Source organism: Curtobacterium sp. YR515 (assembly GCF_900113095.1).
GTDB lineage: Bacteria > Actinomycetota > Actinomycetes > Actinomycetales > Microbacteriaceae > Curtobacterium.
In genome coordinates this window covers 191,719-208,975 of record NZ_FOOD01000005.1, presented here as the reverse complement: position 1 = coordinate 208,975, position 17,257 = coordinate 191,719, and the positions used below count along the sequence as shown (strand labels likewise).

Here is a 17,257-nt window from a genome sequence, read left to right as displayed (position 1 = left end):
GACGACCCCGCGCCACCGTGGAGGCATGGACTCCTTCGTCGACGGCTCCGGCTACCTCGCGGCCTGCACCGCCGGACTCCCCACGCGCGGCACGCTCGCCGCCATGCGCGCCGACCTCGACGAGTGGGAGCACGCCGCGTCCACGCCGGTCGCGTACGGCGCGCTCGTCGAGGAGGGTCGCTCGCTCTTCGCGCGGATCGTCGGCGTCGACCGGGCCCGGGTCGCCACGGGGTCGCAGACCTCCGCCATGGTCGCGGTCGTCGCCGCTGCGCTGCCGGACGGCGCCGAGGTGGTCGTCCCCGACGGCGACTTCAGTTCGCTCGTGTTCCCGTTCCTCGCCCAGGCGCACCGGGGCGTCCGGGTCCGGAGCGTCCCGCTCGCCTCCCTCGCCGACGCGGTGCGGCCCGGGACGTCCCTCGTCGCCTGGTCCGCGGTGCAGTCGTCGAGCGGCGTCGTCACCGATCCGGGGCCGGTGCTCGAGGCGGCTCGGACCGTCGGCGCGCTCACGCTGTGCGACCTCACGCAGGCCGCCGGCGTGCTCCCGGTGGACGCGGCCCGGTTCGACGTGACCGTCACGCACGCCTACAAGTGGCTGTGCGCGCCGCGCGGCGTCGCCTTCTCGACGTTCTCGGACGCCGCGCTCGAACGGCTCCGCCCCGTGCAGGCCGGGTGGTACGCGGGCGCCGACGTGTGGGGGTCCTGCTACGGACCCGCGATGCGGCTCGCCGACGACGCGCGTCGGTTCGACGTCTCGCCGGCATGGCAGGCATGGCCGGGCGCGGTGGCTGCGCTCCGGCACGTCGCCGCGCTCGATGCGACGTCGTCCTGGAGGCACGCCACGCGTCTCACGGACCGGCTCGCCGACACGCTCGGGTCACCTCGGAGCGGTCAGGCGATCACGACGTTCGCGGACGCGGACGGCGCGGCCCTCCGGGCCCTCGCGGCAGCCGGGATCAGCGCGAGCGGGCGGGCCGGTCGGCTCCGGCTGGCGTTCCACCTCTGGAACGACGAGGACGACGTGACGCGCGTGGCGGACGCGCTGGGCGCGGTGGACGGCTTCAGACCGGAGGGGTGAGGCGCGTTCTCCACAGGGACCGCGCCTCCCGTCCGCCGAGGCCCGTGGGGCCGGTACGCTTGCCCGGTACGTTTCCGAACCGGGCACCCAGCTCGGCGACCTCTGGAGCATCCCGTGGCACAGTCCTCCCGTCTCGACAGCGTCATCGCCCTGGCCAAGGGCCGTGGCTTCGTCTTCCAGTCGGGGGAGATCTACGGCGGATCGCGCTCCGCGTGGGACTACGGGCCCCTCGGCGTCGAGCTGAAGGAGAACATCAAGCGGCAGTGGTGGCAGCGGTTCGTCCGCGGCCGCGGTGACATGGTCGGCCTCGACTCGGCCGTGATCCTGCCGCGCAAGGTGTGGGAGGCGTCCGGGCACGTCGCGACGTTCACCGACCCGCTCGTCGAGTGCCTGCACTGCCACCACCGGTTCCGCGAAGACCACCTCATCGAGGCGTTCGTGGCGAAGAAGGACCGGCAGCCCGAGGGTGGCATGGCCGAGATCGCGTGCCCGAACTGCGGTACCCGCGGCCAGTGGACCGAGCCGCGCGAGTTCTCCGGCATGCTCAAGACCTACCTCGGCCCGGTCGAGTCGGAAGAGGGCCTGAACTTCCTCCGCCCCGAGACCGCGCAGGGCATCTTCGTGGACTTCGCGCAGGTCGTGACGACCAGCCGCATGAAGCCCCCGTTCGGCATCGGCCAGGTCGGCAAGGCCTTCCGCAACGAGATCACGCCCGGCAACTTCATCTTCCGGACGCGCGAGTTCGAGCAGATGGAGATCGAGTACTTCGTGCCGCCGGCCTCCGCGCAGGAGCACTACGAGCAGTGGATCGCCGACTCGGTCGCGTTCTTCACCGACCTCGGCATCGACCCGGAGAACCTGCGGCGCTTCGACGTCCCGGACGGGGAACGCGCGCACTACTCCGACGCCACCGCCGACATCGAGTACCGCTTCGGGTTCGCGGGCACCGAGTGGGGCGAGCTCATGGGTGTCGCGAACCGCACGGACTTCGACCTGAACAACCACATCGAGTCCTCCGGCAAGGACCTCCGGTACTTCGACCAGGCCGCGAACGAGAAGTACGTGCCGTACGTCATCGAGCCGTCGTTCGGTCTGACCCGCGCGCTCATGGCGTTCCTGCTCGACGCCTACCACGAGGACGAGGCGCCGAACGCGAAGGGCGGCGTCGACAAGCGCACGGTCCTGCGGCTCGACCCGCGGCTCGCTCCGGTCAAGGCCGCCGTCCTGCCGCTGTCCCGCAACGAGCAGCTGTCGCCGGTGGCGCGCGGCCTCGCGGACGACCTGCGCAAGTACTGGAACGTGGACTTCGACGACGCGGGGGCGATCGGCCGTCGCTACCGTCGCCACGACGAGATCGGCACGCCGTTCTGCATCACGGTGGACTTCGACACGCTCGAGGACAAGGCCGTGACGGTGCGCGAGCGCGACACGATGTCGCAGGAGCGGGTGGCGCTCGACCAGCTGCAGGGGTACCTCGCGGCGCGGTTGCTCGGCGCGTAGGCGCGGCGCGGCCGGCGCGGCCGTTCGCACAACCAAAAGCACCCCGAACCACGCTGATGCGCGGCGCGGGGTGCTTTTGGTTGTGCGCCGCGCCCGCCGCGCCCGGCAGCGCGGGAATGCGGCTGCGGCGGCCCCGGTTGCGACCAGCATGAACGACTCTGTGAAGGTCGATGTCTGGTCGGACATCGCCTGCCCCTGGTGCTACATCGGCAAGCGGAAGTTCGAGGCCGGCGTCGCCGCCTTCGCCTCGACCCCGAACGGCGCCCCGGTCGAGGTCGAGTACCACTCCTTCGAGCTCAGCCCCGACACCCCCGTGGACTTCGAGGGCACCGAGGCCGAGTTCCTCTCCGGCCACAAGGGCATGCCCGTCGAGCAAGCGCAGCAGATGCTCGACCAGGTCTCCGGCATCGCCGCGAGCGTCGGCCTCGACTACGACTTCGAGTCGATGCACCACACCAACACGGTGAAGGCGCACCAGGTCATCCACCTGGCGAAGGAGCAGGGCAAGCAGCTCGAGATGGTCGAGCGCCTCTTCGCCGCCTACTTCGAGCGTGGTGAGCACGTCGGTCAGGACGAGTCGCTGGCGTCCCTCGCGGCCGAGGTCGGCCTCGACCCGGACGAGGTCCGCGCCACGCTCTGCGACGACTCGCAGCTCGCGGCCGTCCGCGCCGACCAGGCGCAGGCGCAGGCGTACGGCATCAACGGCGTCCCGTTCTTCGTCATCGACGGCAAGTACGGCGTCTCCGGCGCGCAGGACCCGGCTGCGTTCGAGCAGGTGCTGACGCAGGTCGTCGCCCTCCGCGGGACGACCCCGTCGGACGTCGCCGAGGCCGAGCAGCGGTCCGCCGAGGACGCGGCAGCAGACGCGGAGGCGACCCGATGACGGACGTCCGCGTCGACGGCTCGGCCGAGCCGCGCCTCCAGTCCGACGGCCAGGAGGCGCGACCCGCCCTGCTCACGCTCGTCACGCCCGGCGGTGCGCCGGTCTGCGACGGCGACTCGTGCTTCGTGCCCGGCGCCGAGGGCGTCTGGACCGAGGTCCCCGACTGAGCGGGTGCTAGCGGACGGGCTCCTCGTCGGTGATGTCGGCGACCGTCGCGCCGTAGGCCGCGACCAGGTCGTCGGCGTCGACGAAGGCGCTCGCGCCGTGCCGACCGGCGCCGAGGGCGACCCGGCGTCCGACGATCCGCTCGTCGGCGTAGACCGGCAGGTCGCCCGTCGCGCCGATGGGCGTGATGGTGCCGCGTTCGTAGCCCGAGGCCTCGAGCGCGGTGGCGGCGTCGGGCATCGAGAGCTTGTTGACGCCGACGACGGTGCGGAGCTTCTTCCAGGCGATGGCACGGCCGCCGGGCACGAGGGCGAGCAGGAAGCCGCCGTCGTGCCGCTTCACGACGAGGGTCTTCACGATGTCGCCGGGCTCGATGCCGAGCAGTGCGGCTGCCCCGTGCAGGGAGTCCGCGGCGGGGCGCTCGACCACGTCGACCCGGAGCCCTCGGGCCCGTGCATCGGCGTCGAACCTGGTGATGGCGTCGGTCGTCATGTGGAGAACGCTACCGGCGCGCACCGACGTGGGAAGATGGGAGACGTATGACGATCACTGACGCACCCGGGACGGCGACCCGTCCGGCGAAGCCCTTGCGCATCGGCCCCATCGAGGTCGACGTGCCGGTCGTGCTCGCGCCGATGGCGGGCATCACGAACATGGCCTACCGCCGGCTCTGCCGCGAGTACGGCGCCGGCTTGTACGTGTGCGAGATGATCACCTCGCGCGCGCTCGTCGAACGGACCCCCGTGTCGATGCAGCTCATCCAGCACCACGAGTCCGAGACCCCGCGGTCGATCCAGCTGTACGGCGTCGAGCCGAACACGGTGGCCGAGGCGGCGACGATCCTCGTGGGCGAGGACCGTGCCGACCACATCGACCTCAACTTCGGGTGCCCCGTGCCGAAGGTCACGCGCAAGGGCGGGGGAGCGGCCCTGCCCTGGAAGCTCGACCTCTTCAAGGAACTCGTCACGAAGACGGTCCGTGCCGCCGGGGACGTCCCCGTCACCGTGAAGATGCGCAAGGGCATCGACGGCGACCACCTCACGTACCTCGACGCCGCCCGCATCGCGCGGGACGCCGGCGTCGCGGCCGTCTCCCTGCACGCCCGCACCGCCAACGAGCACTACTCGGGCCACGCGGACTGGTCGGCGATCGCGACGCTGAAGGAGACCATCACCGACATCCCGGTGCTCGGCAACGGCGACATCTGGTCCGCTGCCGACGCACTCCGCATGGTCGACGAGACCGGGGCGGACGGCGTCGTCGTCGGGCGCGGGTGCCTCGGCCGGCCGTGGCTGTTCGGTGACCTCGCGGCGGCGTTCCGCGGCGAGGGGTTGCGCTACATGCCGTCCCTCGGCGAGGTGGCGGTGGCGTTCAAGCGGCACGCCGAACTGCTCGTCGAGTTCTTCGGCAGCGAGGAGCACGGCTGCCGCGACGTCCGGAAGCACGTCGCCTGGTACTTCAAGGGGTACCCGATCGGCGGCGACGTCCGGTCCGGGCTCGCGATGGCGTCCAGCCTGCAGGAGATCGACGACCTGCTCGGGCAGCTCGACCACGACGCTCCGTACCCCGGTGCCGACGCCGAGGGGCCCCGAGGTCGTGCGGGCCACCCGAAGCGCACCGCCCTGCCCGACCGCTGGCTCGAGTCGCGCGACGTCGACAGCGAGTTCCGCAAGGTCCTCGCCGCCGCCGAGCTGCACCACAGCGGCGGATGAGCGCCACGAGTTCGTACGGGCCGGCCGACGCCGAACGCTGGCTGCCCGAGACCCACAGCAACCGTCGGTCCGACTTCGCCCGTGACCGCGCCCGGCTCCTGCACTCGAGCGCGCTGCGACGGCTCGCCGCGAAGACCCAGGTGCTCAGTCCGACGACCGGGCTCGACTTCGCCCGGAACCGCCTGACGCACTCGCTCGAGGTCGCCCAGGTCGGCCGCGAGCTCGCCGACTCGCTCGGCCTCGACCCCGACGTCGTGGACACCGCCTGCCTCGCGCACGACATCGGGCACCCGCCGTTCGGCCACAACGGCGAGACGGCCGTGAACGCGTGGGCGGCGGGCATCGGCGGGTTCGAGGGGAACGCGCAGACGCTGCGGCTGCTCACCCGGCTCGAGCCGAAGGTGTACGGCGCCGAGCCCGAGGACCACCGTCCGTACGGGCTGAACCTCACGCGGGCATCGCTCGACGCCAGCTGCAAGTACCCGTGGCCGGCAGCCCAGGGCGTGTCCGAGGCGTCGTCCGGCCGCACCAAGTTCGGCTTCTACGACGATGACCACGACGCGTTCGAGTGGCTCCGTGCCGGGGCTCCCCGTCGGCAGCGCTGCATCGAGGCGCAGGTCATGGACCTGTCGGACGACATCGCGTACTCGGTGCACGACTTCGAGGACGCCGTCGTCGCGGGCTTCATCGACGTCGCTGCCCTGGGCGACCGCGTCGGCGAGAACGACATCGTGTCCGCCATGCACGCCTGGGTCGGCTCGGACCTCAGCCGCGACGAGCTGCTCGAGGCGTTCGACCGGCTCCGCTCGCTGCCGCTGTGGATGACCTCCTACGACGGGTCGCGACGAGACCTGGCACGGCTGAAGAACCTCACCTCGCAGCTGATCGGTCGGTTCGCGCGGACGGCGACCGCGGCGACGCGGGAGTCCTACGCATCGGGCTCCCTCGTGCGCTTCGCGGCGTCGGTCGTGACCCCGCCCGAGATCATCGGCGAGATCGCCGTGCTGAAGGGCATCGTCGCGGCGTTCGTCATGACGCAGGGCGATCGGCAGCCCGTGTACGAGGACCAGCGGCGGATCCTGACCGAGCTCCTCGACGCCCTCGCGGCGAGCGGCAGCGCCGACCTCGAGCCGGGCTTCGCAGCGGACTGGCGTGCTGCGTCCGACGACGCCGGGCGGTTGCGGGCCGTGGTCGACCAGGTGGCGAGCCTGACCGACCAGGGCGCGCTGGCGTGGCACAAGCGGCTCGTGGTCGGGGACCGCGAGACGGTGCACATCCCGGTCTGACGGTCGGGCCCGGGTCACGTGCGCTGCGCCCTGGCCGCGACCCGCGGCGGGGCGGCGCCGGCGGGGCGGGGCCGAGCCGCGCCTCCTGGCCGTTGTCCACAGGTCTCGTGACGGTCGGCCGACGTCGGTCGCACGAACTAGGATCGAGGGGTGGCTGGGAGGATCGCGCGGAACGACATCGACGAGGTCCGCTCGCGTGTCAACATCGCCGACGTCGTCGGCGACTACGTGACCCTGAAGTCCGCCGGGGTGGGCTCGTTGAAGGGCCTCTGCCCCTTCCACGACGAACGCTCCCCGTCGTTCCACGTCCGTCCCCAGGTCGGGCGGTACCACTGCTTCGGCTGCGGCGAGGACGGCGACGTCTTCGACTTCGTCATCAAGCAGGACCACACGACCTTCCAGGAAGCCGTCGAGCGGATGGCCGCGAAGATCGGCTTCACGCTCCACTACGAAGAGGGCGACGGCCCCCGCACCGACTACAACGCCCGCGCGCGGCTCATCGCCGCGAACGAGGCGGCGCAGCAGTTCTACACCGCGCAGCTCACGACGGCGGCGGCGGAGCCGGCCCGGCAGTTCCTCGGTGAGCGCGGGTTCGACCCCGCGGCGGCGCAGCACTTCGGCGTCGGCTTCGCCCCGAAGTCGTACGACGCGCTGCGGGACCACCTGCGCGGTCGCGGGTTCACGCTCGAGGAGATCGTCTCCGCCGGACTCGTCAGCCAGGGCGACCGGTCGCCGTACGACCGGTTCCGCGGGCGCCTCATGTGGCCGATCCGCGACGTCACCGGGGCGACGATCGGCTTCGGTGCGCGGCGGCTGCTCGAGGACGACAAGGGCCCCAAGTACCTCAACACGCCCGAGACCCCGATCTACCACAAGAGCCAGGTGCTCTACGGGCTCGACCTCGCCCGGCGCGACATCTCGAAGCAGAAGCAGGTCGTGATCGTCGAGGGGTACACCGACGTCATGGCGTGTCACCTCGCCGGCATCACCACCGCGGTCGCCACCTGTGGCACGTCGTTCGGCGTCGACCACATCAAGGTGCTCCGGCCGATGCTCGGCGACTCGGCCAGCCGCGACCTCTCGCAGCTCGGCAACATCGTCTTCACGTTCGACCCGGACGAGGCCGGGCAGCGCGCTGCCTCGCGGGCGTTCGCGGAAGAGAGCCGCTTCGCCTCGCAGACCTACGTCGCGGTCGCGCCGGGCGGGCTCGACCCGTGCGACCTCCGGCTGGCGCGGGGTGACGCCGCGGTCACCCGCCTCATCGAGACGAAGCGCCCGATGTTCGAGTTCATCATCCGTCGCCGGCTCGCCGCGCACGACATCGAGACGGCCGAGGGGCGCGTCGCCGGCCTCCGCGACGCCGCACCGGTCGTCGCGGGCATCCGCGACCGGACGCTCGCGACGGCGTACACGCGCGAGACCGCCAAGTGGCTCGGCCTCGACATCCCCGAGGTGCGTCGCGCGGTCGAGAACGCCCGGCAGCGCGCGGGCGCGTCGACGACCGACCACCGCTCAGGAGGCGCGGCTCCAACCACGCACGCCGGCTCCGGTGGCGAGGCGGTCGCCGTTCCGGACGAGCCCGTGGCCGGGCTCCGACTCCTGCCGAGCGACCCGATCACCCGCATGGAGCGCGACGCCGTGATGGCGATGGTGCAGCAGCCCGGGCACGTCGGCGCGCCGCTCCTCGGGTTGGCGGCGGCCGCGACCTTCTCGGCGCCGATGCTGTCCGTCGTGCGGGACGCCGTCGTGGCGAACGTCGACGCGATCGGCGCCGGGGACTGGCTCGAACGGTTGCTGCAGGACGTGCCGGGGCCGTTCCGTGGCCTCGTTCAGGAGCTCGCGCTCGCACCGATCCCGGCCCGCACCGACGAGGACCTGGCCATCTACGCGCGGAGCATCGTCGTCGCGCTGGTGGAGCGGGACCTGCTCGCGCGGAAGGCATCGCTGCTCGGGCAGTTGCAGCGGGCGGACCCGACGGAGCAGGCCGATCGGCGGGCGGAGATCCAGCGGCAGCTCGTGGACATCGACGCGCAGCGGATGCGGTTGCGCGCGGACGCCGAGGCGGCGGCGAACTCGTAGGCGGGTCGCGGCGCCCACCTGGCTGCCGTGCGGTCGGACGCCCGTGGTCGCCCGTGGTCGCCCGCGCGGGGTCGTTCGCGCGGGGTTGTTCGCCCGGGGTCGCTCGCCGAGGTCCCACGACACGCCGCGTGCGTGTCGCCGAGGTCGCACGAATGGCCGTTCGGTAGCGCTCGGAGCGGCACTTCGTGCGACCTCGGCCCAGGGGCCGGCCACGCGCACGACGCGCGCTCTCGCGCGGTGGACGTGACCGGAGCGCCGCCGGGGGATGCGGTGCGGACGGGCGTCGCGCCTCCAGGGTGGCGAGGTCGCACGACGCGCCGCGTGCATGTCGCCGAGGTCGCACGAACGGCCGGCCGGGCGGCTCGGGGGCGGCACTTCGTGCGACCTCGGCGCTGCCGGCCGGCGCCGTCGCAGGCCGGGATGCCGAGCGGGCGGGACGCGCCGCGTGCGGCTCGCCGAGCGGGCGGAACATGCCGCAAGCCGCGCGTGAGGGGTCCGTACATCGCCCGCTCGCGACCCGGCGAACCCGGCGAACCCGGCGAACCGCCGCCGGCGACCTCGAGCGGGCGGAATGCGCCGGATGCCGGGCGCGAGCGGTGCGGACATCGCCCGCTCGCGCGCCGGGGCGCCGGGGCGCCGGCCGGGCCGGCAGAGCCCCGCGTTGCACCGCGCAACAATCCTGCGCGACGCGCCGCGCGGACACGCACGGATGATGCAACACGCGACGCGACCGTGCATTACAGCGGTGTAAACAAATCTCCCTCGGTTCGTGCAGTTCCGTGACAGGGTGATAGCAATGAGCGTTCCTGGCCGGGCACACAGTCGATCCACCTCCGGCCCAGGACCCTTGCATTCATCACCAAGAGAGGCATCGGACATGGCATCCGTGACCAAGTGGGGCAAGCGCGGCATCGCGCTCGGCGCCGGAGTGGCAGCGACGGCGCTGGTGCTCAGCGGCTGCGCGAGCAGCAGCGTGAGCGACACCGCCCTGAACGGCATCAGCATCGGGACGACCGACAAGATCACGTCGCTCGACCCGGCGGGCTCGTACGACAACGGCTCGTTCGCCGTGCAGAACCAGGTCTTCCCGTTCCTGATGAACACGCCGGTGGGCAGCCCCGACGTCAAGCCGGACATCGCGACCAAGGGCGAGTTCACGAACGACACCACGTACACGGTGACGCTCAAGAAGGGCCTGAAGTTCGCGAACGGGAACGACCTCACGTCGAGCGACGTGAAGTTCTCGTTCGAGCGCGAGCTGAAGATCAACAACGAGAACGGGCCACAGTCCCTGCTCGCCAACCTCAAGAGCATCGACACGCCGGACGACACGACGGTCGTGTTCAACCTCGACCACGCCGACCAGACCTGGCCGCAGGTGCTCTCCAGCCCCGCCGGCCCGATCGTCGACGAGCAGGTCTTCTCGGCCGACAAGCTCACGCCGGCTGCGGACATCGTCAAGGGCAAGGCGTTCGCCGGGCAGTACTCGATCAGCTCCTACAAGGAGAACGACACGATCCAGTACAAGGCGAACAAGAACTACGACGGCCTCCTGGGCAAGCCGAAGACCGACGAGGTCACGGCGAGCTACTACACCAAGGAGACCGACCTCAAGCTCGCCGTCCAGAAGGGCGACGTCGACGTCGCCTACCGCTCGCTGACGCCGACCGACATCGCCGACCTCCGCAAGGACGACAAGGTGAAGGTCACCGACGGCCCCGGCGGCGAGATCCGCTACCTGGTCTTCAACTTCAACACGCAGCCGTTCGGCGCGAAGCAGTCGGACGCCGACGAGACGAAAGCCCTGGCCGTGCGCCAGGCCGTGGCGGACGTCGTCGACCGCGAGAAGCTCGCCAAGGACGTCTACAACGACACCTACTCGCCGCTCTACTCGATGGTGCCGGACGGCCTCACCGGTGCCGCGAAGCCCTTCGAGGAGCTCTACGGCGACGGCGACGGCGGCGCGGACGTCGACAAGGCGAAGGAGACCCTGTCGAAGGCGGGCGTCACCGGCAAGGTGCAGCTCGACATCCAGTACGCCCCGGACCACTACGGTTCGACGTCGGACGACGAGTACGCCGAGCTCAAGACCCAGCTCGAGAACTCCGGCCTGTTCACCGTGAACATCCAGTCGACGGTCTACACGACCTACGCACAGGAGCGCACGAAGGACGCCTACCCGGTGTACCAGCTCGGCTGGTTCCCGGACTTCTCGGACGCCGACAACTACCTGTCGCCGTTCTTCACGAAGGACAACTTCGTGCAGAACCACTACGACGACCCGACGATCCAGCAGCTCATCTCCGAGGAGCAGCAGGAGTCCGACAAGGACAAGCGCGCGGACCTCATCGAGCAGGCGCAGGAGCGTGAGGCGACGCAGATCTCGACGCTGCCGCTGCTGCAGGGCAAGTCGGTCGCCGTCGCGGCCAAGGACGTCAAGGGCCTGACCCTCGACTCCTCGTACAAGTTCCGGTACGCGACCCTCTCCAAGTAAGCCCGGCTCCGGTCCACGGGGGCGTTCCCACGAGGAGCGCCCCCGTGACCGCGTCCCCAACGGCACCGAAAGGCACCCGTCCCCGTGACCCTCAGCACCCCAGAGGCGAGCTCGGAACTGGCCACCGACCCCACCAAGCCCGAGGCACAGCGCAGTGCCAAGAGCAGCGGCGGCGGACTCGGCCGGTACGTCCTCGTCCGGTTCCTCCTCATCTTCCCGACCGTCTTCATCCTGGTGACGCTCGTGTTCTTCCTGATGCGCGTCATCGGGAACCCGATCACCGCATCGGTCGGCGGCCGACTCACGCCGTCCCAGCTGCAGGAACGCCTGCACGCCGCGGGCTACGACCGCCCGGTCTTCGTCCAGTACATCGAGTACCTCGGCAACATCGTCCGCGGCGACTTCGGCACGACGGCCACCGACAACCGGCCGATCACCGAGATCATCGTCACGTACGGCGGCGCGACCGCCGAGCTCGTCTTCTACGCGCTCATCGTCGCGCTGCTGCTCGGCATCCCGCTCGGCATGCTCGCCGCGTACATGCGCGACAAGTGGCCGGACGTCCTGTTCCGCGCGCTCGCGATCCTCACCTACGCGACCCCGGTGTTCTTCGGCGGCCTGCTGCTCAAGCTCGTCTTCTCGGTGTGGCTCGGCTGGCTGCCGCTCGGCGACCGCGCGTCCACGCGGGTGTCGCTCGTCCTCGACAACATCCAGGGCGCGACGGGCATCTACCTCATCGACGCCCTGCGCACCGGCAACGCCCAGATCATCGGGGACGTGCTGGCGCACGCCGTCCTGCCGGCACTGACCCTGGGGCTCCTCACCGCCGGCATCTTCCTGCGCCTGGTGCGCGCGAACATGATCGGGACGCTCGGTTCCGAGTACGTCGACGCGGCCCGCTCGCGCGGCGTTCGGGAGGCGCGGCTCGTCCGCACGCACGCGTTCCGTCCCGCCCTCGTGCCGATCATCACGGTGATGGGACTCCAGATCGCCATGCTCCTGGGCGGTTCCGTCCTCACCGAGACCACCTTCGGGTGGCGCGGGCTCGGCTTCGAGCTCAACCAGTACCTGTCGGCCCGCGACTTCGTCGCGGTCCAGGGCATCGTCGCGATGCTCGCGGTGATCGTCGCGGTGACGAACTTCATCGTGGACGTCGTCGCGGCCCTCATCGACCCGAGAGTGAGGTTCTAGAGATGGCTGACACCTCCCTCGTCGACCGCCACGAGCCGCTCTGGAAGCGGCTGCCCGTCGTGCTGCAGCTCCGTCGGAGCACCGGCTGGCAGCGCGCCATGCTCATCACCGGCGTGGTCATCTGCGCGCTGTACCTCCTCGTCGCGATCGCCGCGCCCCTCATCGCCCCGTACGGCTTCGGCCAGCTGCAGGGCGCCGACGGGCAGAGCTTCCCGCGCACCGGTGCACCGAGCGCCACGCACATCTGGGGCACGACCGTCGGCGGCTTCGACGTCTTCAGTCGCGTCGTCTACGGCGCCCGGACCGCGGTGCTCGTGGTCATCGTGGCCGTCGTCGTGTCGATCATCATCGGCGTCCTGCTCGGCATGGTCTCCGGCTACATCGGCGGCTGGCTCGACCGGATCCTCGTCGTCGTGGCGGACGCGATCTACGCGTTCCCCTCGCTGCTCCTCGCCATCGTGGTGTCGATCGTCATCTCCGGCGGCAACTCGAGCTACTCGGGCGGCATCATCGCCGCGGCGATCTCGATCACGGTCGTGTACGTCCCGCAGTACTTCCGGGTCGTCCGCGCCGAGGCCGTGCGGCTCAAGAACGAGGCGTTCGTCGAGTCCGCGCGGGTGATGGGCACGAACCCGTGGCGGATCATGACCCGGCACGTGCTGCGGAACTCGACGCGATCCCTCCCGCTGATCCTCACGCTGAACGCGAGCGACGCGATCCTGACACTCGCGGGTCTCGGGTTCCTGGGCTTCGGCATCGGCCCGACCAGCGGCGCGGAGTGGGGCTACGACCTCAGCCGTGCGCTGTCCGACGTCGCGAGCGGCGTCTGGTGGACCGGCGTCTTCCCGGGTGTCGCGATCGTGGTGCTCGTCCTCGGCGTGACGTTCATCGGCGAGAGCCTCAACGACATCTCCGACCCGCGTCTGCGTGCGCGACGCCGGCTCAAGCAGCTGGTGTCCCGCAAGCAGACGGCCAGCACGGAAGGGGCGACCGCATGACGGACGCGACCAACCAGTCCGGCGCGACCAACCAGTCCCGCGCCTCCACGCGCCTCCAGGCCGGCGACACCACGACGGAACCGGTCGTCGTCGTCGACGACCTGACCGTCACCTTCGCGACCGACGGCGGTGCCGTCGACGCGGTCAAGGGCGTCAGCATCGACGTCCGCCCCGGCGAGGTCCTCGCCCTCGTCGGCGAGTCCGGCTCGGGCAAGTCCGTCACGGCGCGGAGCATCCTGCGCCTCATGCCGGAGACGGCGACGCTCGGCGGTGCGGTGTTCCTCGACGGCACGGACGTCGTGACGGTCGGTGCGCAGAAGCTCCGGAGCCTGCGCGGCACCGCGGGCGCGATGGTGTTCCAGGAGCCCTCCACGGCGCTGAACCCGGTCTTCACGGTCGGGTGGCAGATCGCCGAGGGGCTCCGGGCCCACGGCGGCGTCTCCGCGAAGGAGGCCCGCGCGAAGGCGATCGACTACCTCCGCCGCGTCGGCATCCCCGATCCCGAGACCCGGGTCGACCACTACCCGCACCAGTTCTCCGGCGGCCAGAAGCAGCGCGTCGTGATCGCGAGCGCGCTCGCCCTCGAACCGTCGGTGATCATCGCCGACGAGCCGACCACCGCCCTCGACGTGACGGTCCAGGCGGAGATCCTCGACCTGCTCCGCCGGTGCCGCGACGAGTTCGGCGCGGCGATCGTCATCATCACGCACAACATGGGCGTCGTCGCCGACCTGGCCGACCGCGTCGCCGTGATGTACCAGGGCGAGGTCGTCGAAGAGGCCCCGGTCGCTGAGCTGTTCGCGGCGCCGCAGGCCGACTACACGAAGCGCCTGCTCGCCGCCGTGCCCCGGCTCGAGGCCTCCACCGGGGTCGCGCGCCGTGCCGCGATCAGTGACGACGTCGAGCCGCTCGTCCGCGCACGCGGGCTCGAGATCGAGTACCCGGGCCGGCTCGGGTCGCACGCGTTCAAGGCGGTCAAGGGCGTCGACCTCGACATCCGTCCCGGCGAGGTCCTCGGCCTCGTGGGGGAGTCCGGCTCCGGCAAGACGACCATCGGCCGCGCGATCGCCGGCCTGACGAAGATCACCGGCGGCTCGCTCGAGGTGCTCGGCACCGAGATGCTCGGGTACCGCGAACGCGACTTCAAGCGGCACCGCAAGGACATCGGGTTCGTCTTCCAGGACCCGGCGACCTCGTTCAACCCGCTGCTCACGATCTCGGAGTGCGTCGCCGAACCGCTCGTCGTGCACGGCGAGGTGTCGAGCCCGCGTGCCGCCCGGAAGCGTGTCGGCGAACTGCTCGAGGCCGTGCAGCTCCCGGCGGCCTACGGCGACCGGTACCCGCACGAGCTGTCCGGCGGGCAGCGGCAGCGCGCGTCACTCGCGCGGTCGCTCGCGCTCCGACCGAAGCTCCTCATCGCCGACGAGCCGACGAGTGCGCTCGACGTGTCCGTCCAGGCGCGCGTGCTCGAGCTGTTCCTCGAGCTGCAGCAGGACCTCGGGTTCGCGTCGCTGTTCATCAGCCACGACCTCGCCGTGGTCGGCGCGCTCTCCGACCGGATCGCCGTGCTCTACCGCGGCGACCTGGTCGAGACGGGCACCACGGCCGAGGTCCTCGGCTCGCCGCAGCACCCGTACACGCAGCGTCTGCTGGCGTCACTCCCGGTGCCGGATCCGGCGGAACAGGCGGAGCGACGGCGTACGCTGGTGGAACTGGAGAACGCCGGGTCCTGACCCGACGCGACCACTCCCGGAGGCGCGGCTGACGTCGACGACGCACGCCGCGCCTCCTGGGCGGTCACCTCCACCGCAACACGCACGACGGTCGGTGCAGCCCGGTCCGTCGCGAACCGCCGCCAGGGGGCGGCGTGGAAGGGGACCCATGATCGCGGTCAACGGACCGGCGGTCGTCGCGGACGACGTGTCGATCGAGTACCGGAGCGGACGGGGGACGGATGCGATCCGGGCCGTCGACGGCGTGAGCCTCACGGTGCGTCAGGGGGAGATCCTGGCCGTGCTCGGCGAGTCCGGGTCCGGCAAGTCGACGTTCGCCGCGGCGATCGCCGGCCAGCTCGGCACCACCGGCGAGGGCGACGGTGCCCACCGTCGGCACATCGTCGGGGGCGAACTCACGGTGCTCGGGCAGAAGACGCGTGGGCTCCGACCGACGTCCCGCAAGCTCGAGCGGCTGAGCGGCCGCATCGGCTACCTGCCGCAGGACGGCGCGGACCGGCTCAGCCCGGACCTCACCGTCGGCGAGGCCATCGCGGAACCGATCTACGCCCGTGACCGCCGGTTCGACCGGAAGGAGGCCGGCCTCATCGTCGCCCGCCTGGTCGACGCCGTGCACCTGCCGCTCGGGGTGATGCGGCTCAACACGTGGGAGCTCTCGAGCGGGCAGCGGCAGCGCGTCGCCCTCGCGAAGGCGCTCGTGCTCGAGCCCCAGCTGCTCGTCGCCGACGAACCCGCCCGCGGAGTCGACGTGCTCGTGCGGCAGTCGGTGCTCGAGGCGCTGGCGACCCTGCAGCGGAACCGGCAGTTCTCGGCGGTCGTGGTGTCGAGCGACCTGCGAGAGGCCCGGGCACTGGCCGACCGGGTGGCGATCATGGCCGAGAGCCGGCTCGTCGGCCTCGGCACCTTCGACGAGGTCCTCGACAACCCCGTCGACCCCTACGTCAAGACGCTCGCGTCGACGGCGGCCCGTCCGGTGAAGCGTCGGCAGCCGGCGTCTGCCGCACCCCGTCGGTCCTCGGCGCCGCGTCGGCCGGTCGCCGCCGGCACCGGTCCGCGCGCGGAGCGGCAGGAGAACGCATGAGCGCGGGTACGTCTTCGTCGACGGGGGTGCGCGGGCACCGGGCCGTCGTGACCGACGCGGGTGCCGAACTGCCGGTCGCCCCGCCGACCGCCGGCCCGATCGCGATCCTGCCCGACGGGGACGGCACCGCCCTCCACGAGGACGCCGTCGCCGCAGCCGGTGGGACCGTCGCTCCGCTCGGGGCGGACACCGCCGGACTCGTGTGGCTCGACCCTCGCGATCCCGCGGGACTCGCCGACGCGCTCGACGGCGCACCGTCCATCGGCTGGGTCCAGCTACCGTTCGCCGGCGTCGACGCATTCGCCTCGTTGATCGCGTCGCACGGCGACCGCGTGCTGTTCACCTCGGCCAAGGGCGCGTACGCCGAGCCCGTCGCGGAGCACGCCCTCGCGCTGACGCTCGGGACGCTGCGGGTGCTGCAGAAGCGCGCCCGTGCGCGGTCCTGGGCGACCGAGCCCGAGGGTGTCTCGCTCTACGGCCGGAACGTGGTCGTCATCGGCGCCGGTGGCATCGCGCTGGAGTACATCCGCCTGCTCGCGCCGTTCGAGGTCTCGGTCACCGTGGTGCGCCGGTCGTCCTCGCCGGTTCCCGGGGCGGACCGGACCGTCACGACCGACCAGCTCGACGACGTCCTGCCCGATGCCGACGTGGTCATGATCGCCGCGGCGATGACCTCGGGGACCGCGAAGCTGTTCGGGCCCGCGCAGTTCGCGATCATGAAGCCGTCGGCACGGCTCGTGAACATCGCGCGTGGGGGACTGGTCGACACCTCCGCGCTCGTGGACGCCCTGCGCAGCGGTGCGATCGCGGCGGCCGGACTCGACGTCACCGACCCGGAGCCGTTGCCCGACGGGCACCCGCTCTGGGACGAGCCGGACGCGATCATCACGCCGCACCAGGCCGACACGCCGGAGATGGTGGCGCCGCTGCTGGCCGAGCGCGTGCGGGTGAACACCGTGGCGTTCCTCGGCGGGGCAGGCGAGGGCTTCGTCGGCGTGGTGGACCCGGTCGCGGGGTACTGAGCGCGGCACGCCCGGGATGCGTGGCGGATGCGCGGGGT

At 71.6% G+C, this 17,257-nt stretch carries 14 protein-coding genes and 1 pseudogene; 14 read left to right on the top strand and 1 reads right to left on the bottom strand.

What is annotated here, in order from left to right:
• Window positions 1-25: 25 nt before the first annotated feature.
• The 4 genes from BM028_RS15200 to BM028_RS18600 all read left to right on the top strand — a co-directional run bounded on the left by BM028_RS15200 (window position 26) and on the right by BM028_RS18600 (window position 3,625).
• The gene (locus tag BM028_RS15200) at window positions 26-1,075 is read left to right on the top strand and encodes an aminotransferase class V-fold PLP-dependent enzyme (RefSeq protein ID WP_092387573.1); all 1,050 of its coding nucleotides are present in this window, start codon (window positions 26-28) and stop codon (window positions 1,073-1,075) included.
• Between the two features lie 114 nt (window positions 1,076-1,189).
• Complete coding sequence (locus BM028_RS15195; protein WP_071294830.1) at window positions 1,190-2,575, top strand: glycine--tRNA ligase; 1,386 nt, start codon at window positions 1,190-1,192, stop codon at window positions 2,573-2,575.
• 148 nt (window positions 2,576-2,723) lie between these two features.
• A complete protein-coding gene (locus BM028_RS15190; protein WP_092387571.1) occupies window positions 2,724-3,458 on the top strand; it encodes a DsbA family oxidoreductase in 735 nt (244 codons plus the stop codon).
• Window positions 3,455-3,625: a hypothetical protein gene (locus tag BM028_RS18600; protein WP_175496095.1), complete on the top strand. Its 171-nt coding sequence runs from the start codon at window positions 3,455-3,457 to the stop codon at window positions 3,623-3,625. The genes BM028_RS15190 and BM028_RS18600 overlap by 4 nt, the downstream gene beginning before the upstream one ends.
• A gap of 7 nt (window positions 3,626-3,632) precedes the next feature.
• On the opposite strand, the gene BM028_RS15185 is transcribed toward BM028_RS18600, so the two are convergent.
• On the bottom strand, window positions 3,633-4,115 hold the full coding sequence (locus BM028_RS15185; protein WP_070418706.1) for an aminoacyl-tRNA deacylase: 483 nt from the start codon (window positions 4,113-4,115) through the stop codon (window positions 3,633-3,635).
• Window positions 4,116-4,162: 47 nt separating this feature from the next.
• Here BM028_RS15185 and dusB point away from each other — a divergent pair, with 47 nt between their 5' ends.
• The 10 genes and pseudogenes from dusB (at window position 4,163) to BM028_RS15140 (ending at window position 17,219) form a co-directional block, all read left to right on the top strand.
• Complete coding sequence (gene dusB / locus BM028_RS15180) at window positions 4,163-5,335, top strand: tRNA dihydrouridine synthase DusB (protein WP_070418707.1); 1,173 nt, start codon at window positions 4,163-4,165, stop codon at window positions 5,333-5,335.
• Window positions 5,332-6,621: a deoxyguanosinetriphosphate triphosphohydrolase gene (locus tag BM028_RS15175; protein ID WP_092387569.1), complete on the top strand. Its 1,290-nt coding sequence runs from the start codon at window positions 5,332-5,334 to the stop codon at window positions 6,619-6,621. The genes dusB and BM028_RS15175 overlap by 4 nt, the downstream gene beginning before the upstream one ends.
• A 150-nt stretch (window positions 6,622-6,771) precedes the next feature.
• On the top strand, window positions 6,772-8,700 hold the full coding sequence (gene dnaG / locus BM028_RS15170) for a DNA primase (protein ID WP_092387567.1): 1,929 nt from the start codon (window positions 6,772-6,774) through the stop codon (window positions 8,698-8,700).
• Window positions 8,701-9,577: 877 nt separating this feature from the next.
• Window positions 9,578-11,194: an ABC transporter substrate-binding protein gene (locus tag BM028_RS15165; RefSeq protein ID WP_092387565.1), complete on the top strand. Its 1,617-nt coding sequence runs from the start codon at window positions 9,578-9,580 to the stop codon at window positions 11,192-11,194.
• Between the two features lie 84 nt (window positions 11,195-11,278).
• A pseudogene (locus BM028_RS18925) lies at window positions 11,279-11,536 on the top strand (ABC transporter permease); the annotation flags it as partial.
• 183 nt (window positions 11,537-11,719) lie between these two features.
• A complete protein-coding gene (locus BM028_RS18920) occupies window positions 11,720-12,385 on the top strand; it encodes an ABC transporter permease (protein WP_374115159.1) in 666 nt (221 codons plus the stop codon).
• Between the two features lie 2 nt (window positions 12,386-12,387).
• On the top strand, window positions 12,388-13,383 hold the full coding sequence (locus BM028_RS15155; protein ID WP_070418711.1) for an ABC transporter permease: 996 nt from the start codon (window positions 12,388-12,390) through the stop codon (window positions 13,381-13,383).
• Window positions 13,380-15,116, top strand: coding sequence for an ABC transporter ATP-binding protein (locus tag BM028_RS15150; RefSeq protein ID WP_254789622.1), 1,737 nt, complete (start codon window positions 13,380-13,382; stop codon window positions 15,114-15,116). The genes BM028_RS15155 and BM028_RS15150 overlap by 4 nt, the downstream gene beginning before the upstream one ends.
• Before the next feature lie 148 nt (window positions 15,117-15,264).
• On the top strand, window positions 15,265-16,197 hold the full coding sequence (locus tag BM028_RS15145) for an ATP-binding cassette domain-containing protein (protein ID WP_070418712.1): 933 nt from the start codon (window positions 15,265-15,267) through the stop codon (window positions 16,195-16,197).
• Window positions 16,194-17,219 (top strand): D-isomer specific 2-hydroxyacid dehydrogenase family protein, encoded by a 1,026-nt coding sequence (locus BM028_RS15140; protein ID WP_092387561.1) that lies wholly within the window; start codon window positions 16,194-16,196, stop codon window positions 17,217-17,219. The genes BM028_RS15145 and BM028_RS15140 overlap by 4 nt, the downstream gene beginning before the upstream one ends.
• Window positions 17,220-17,257 lie beyond the last annotated feature (38 nt).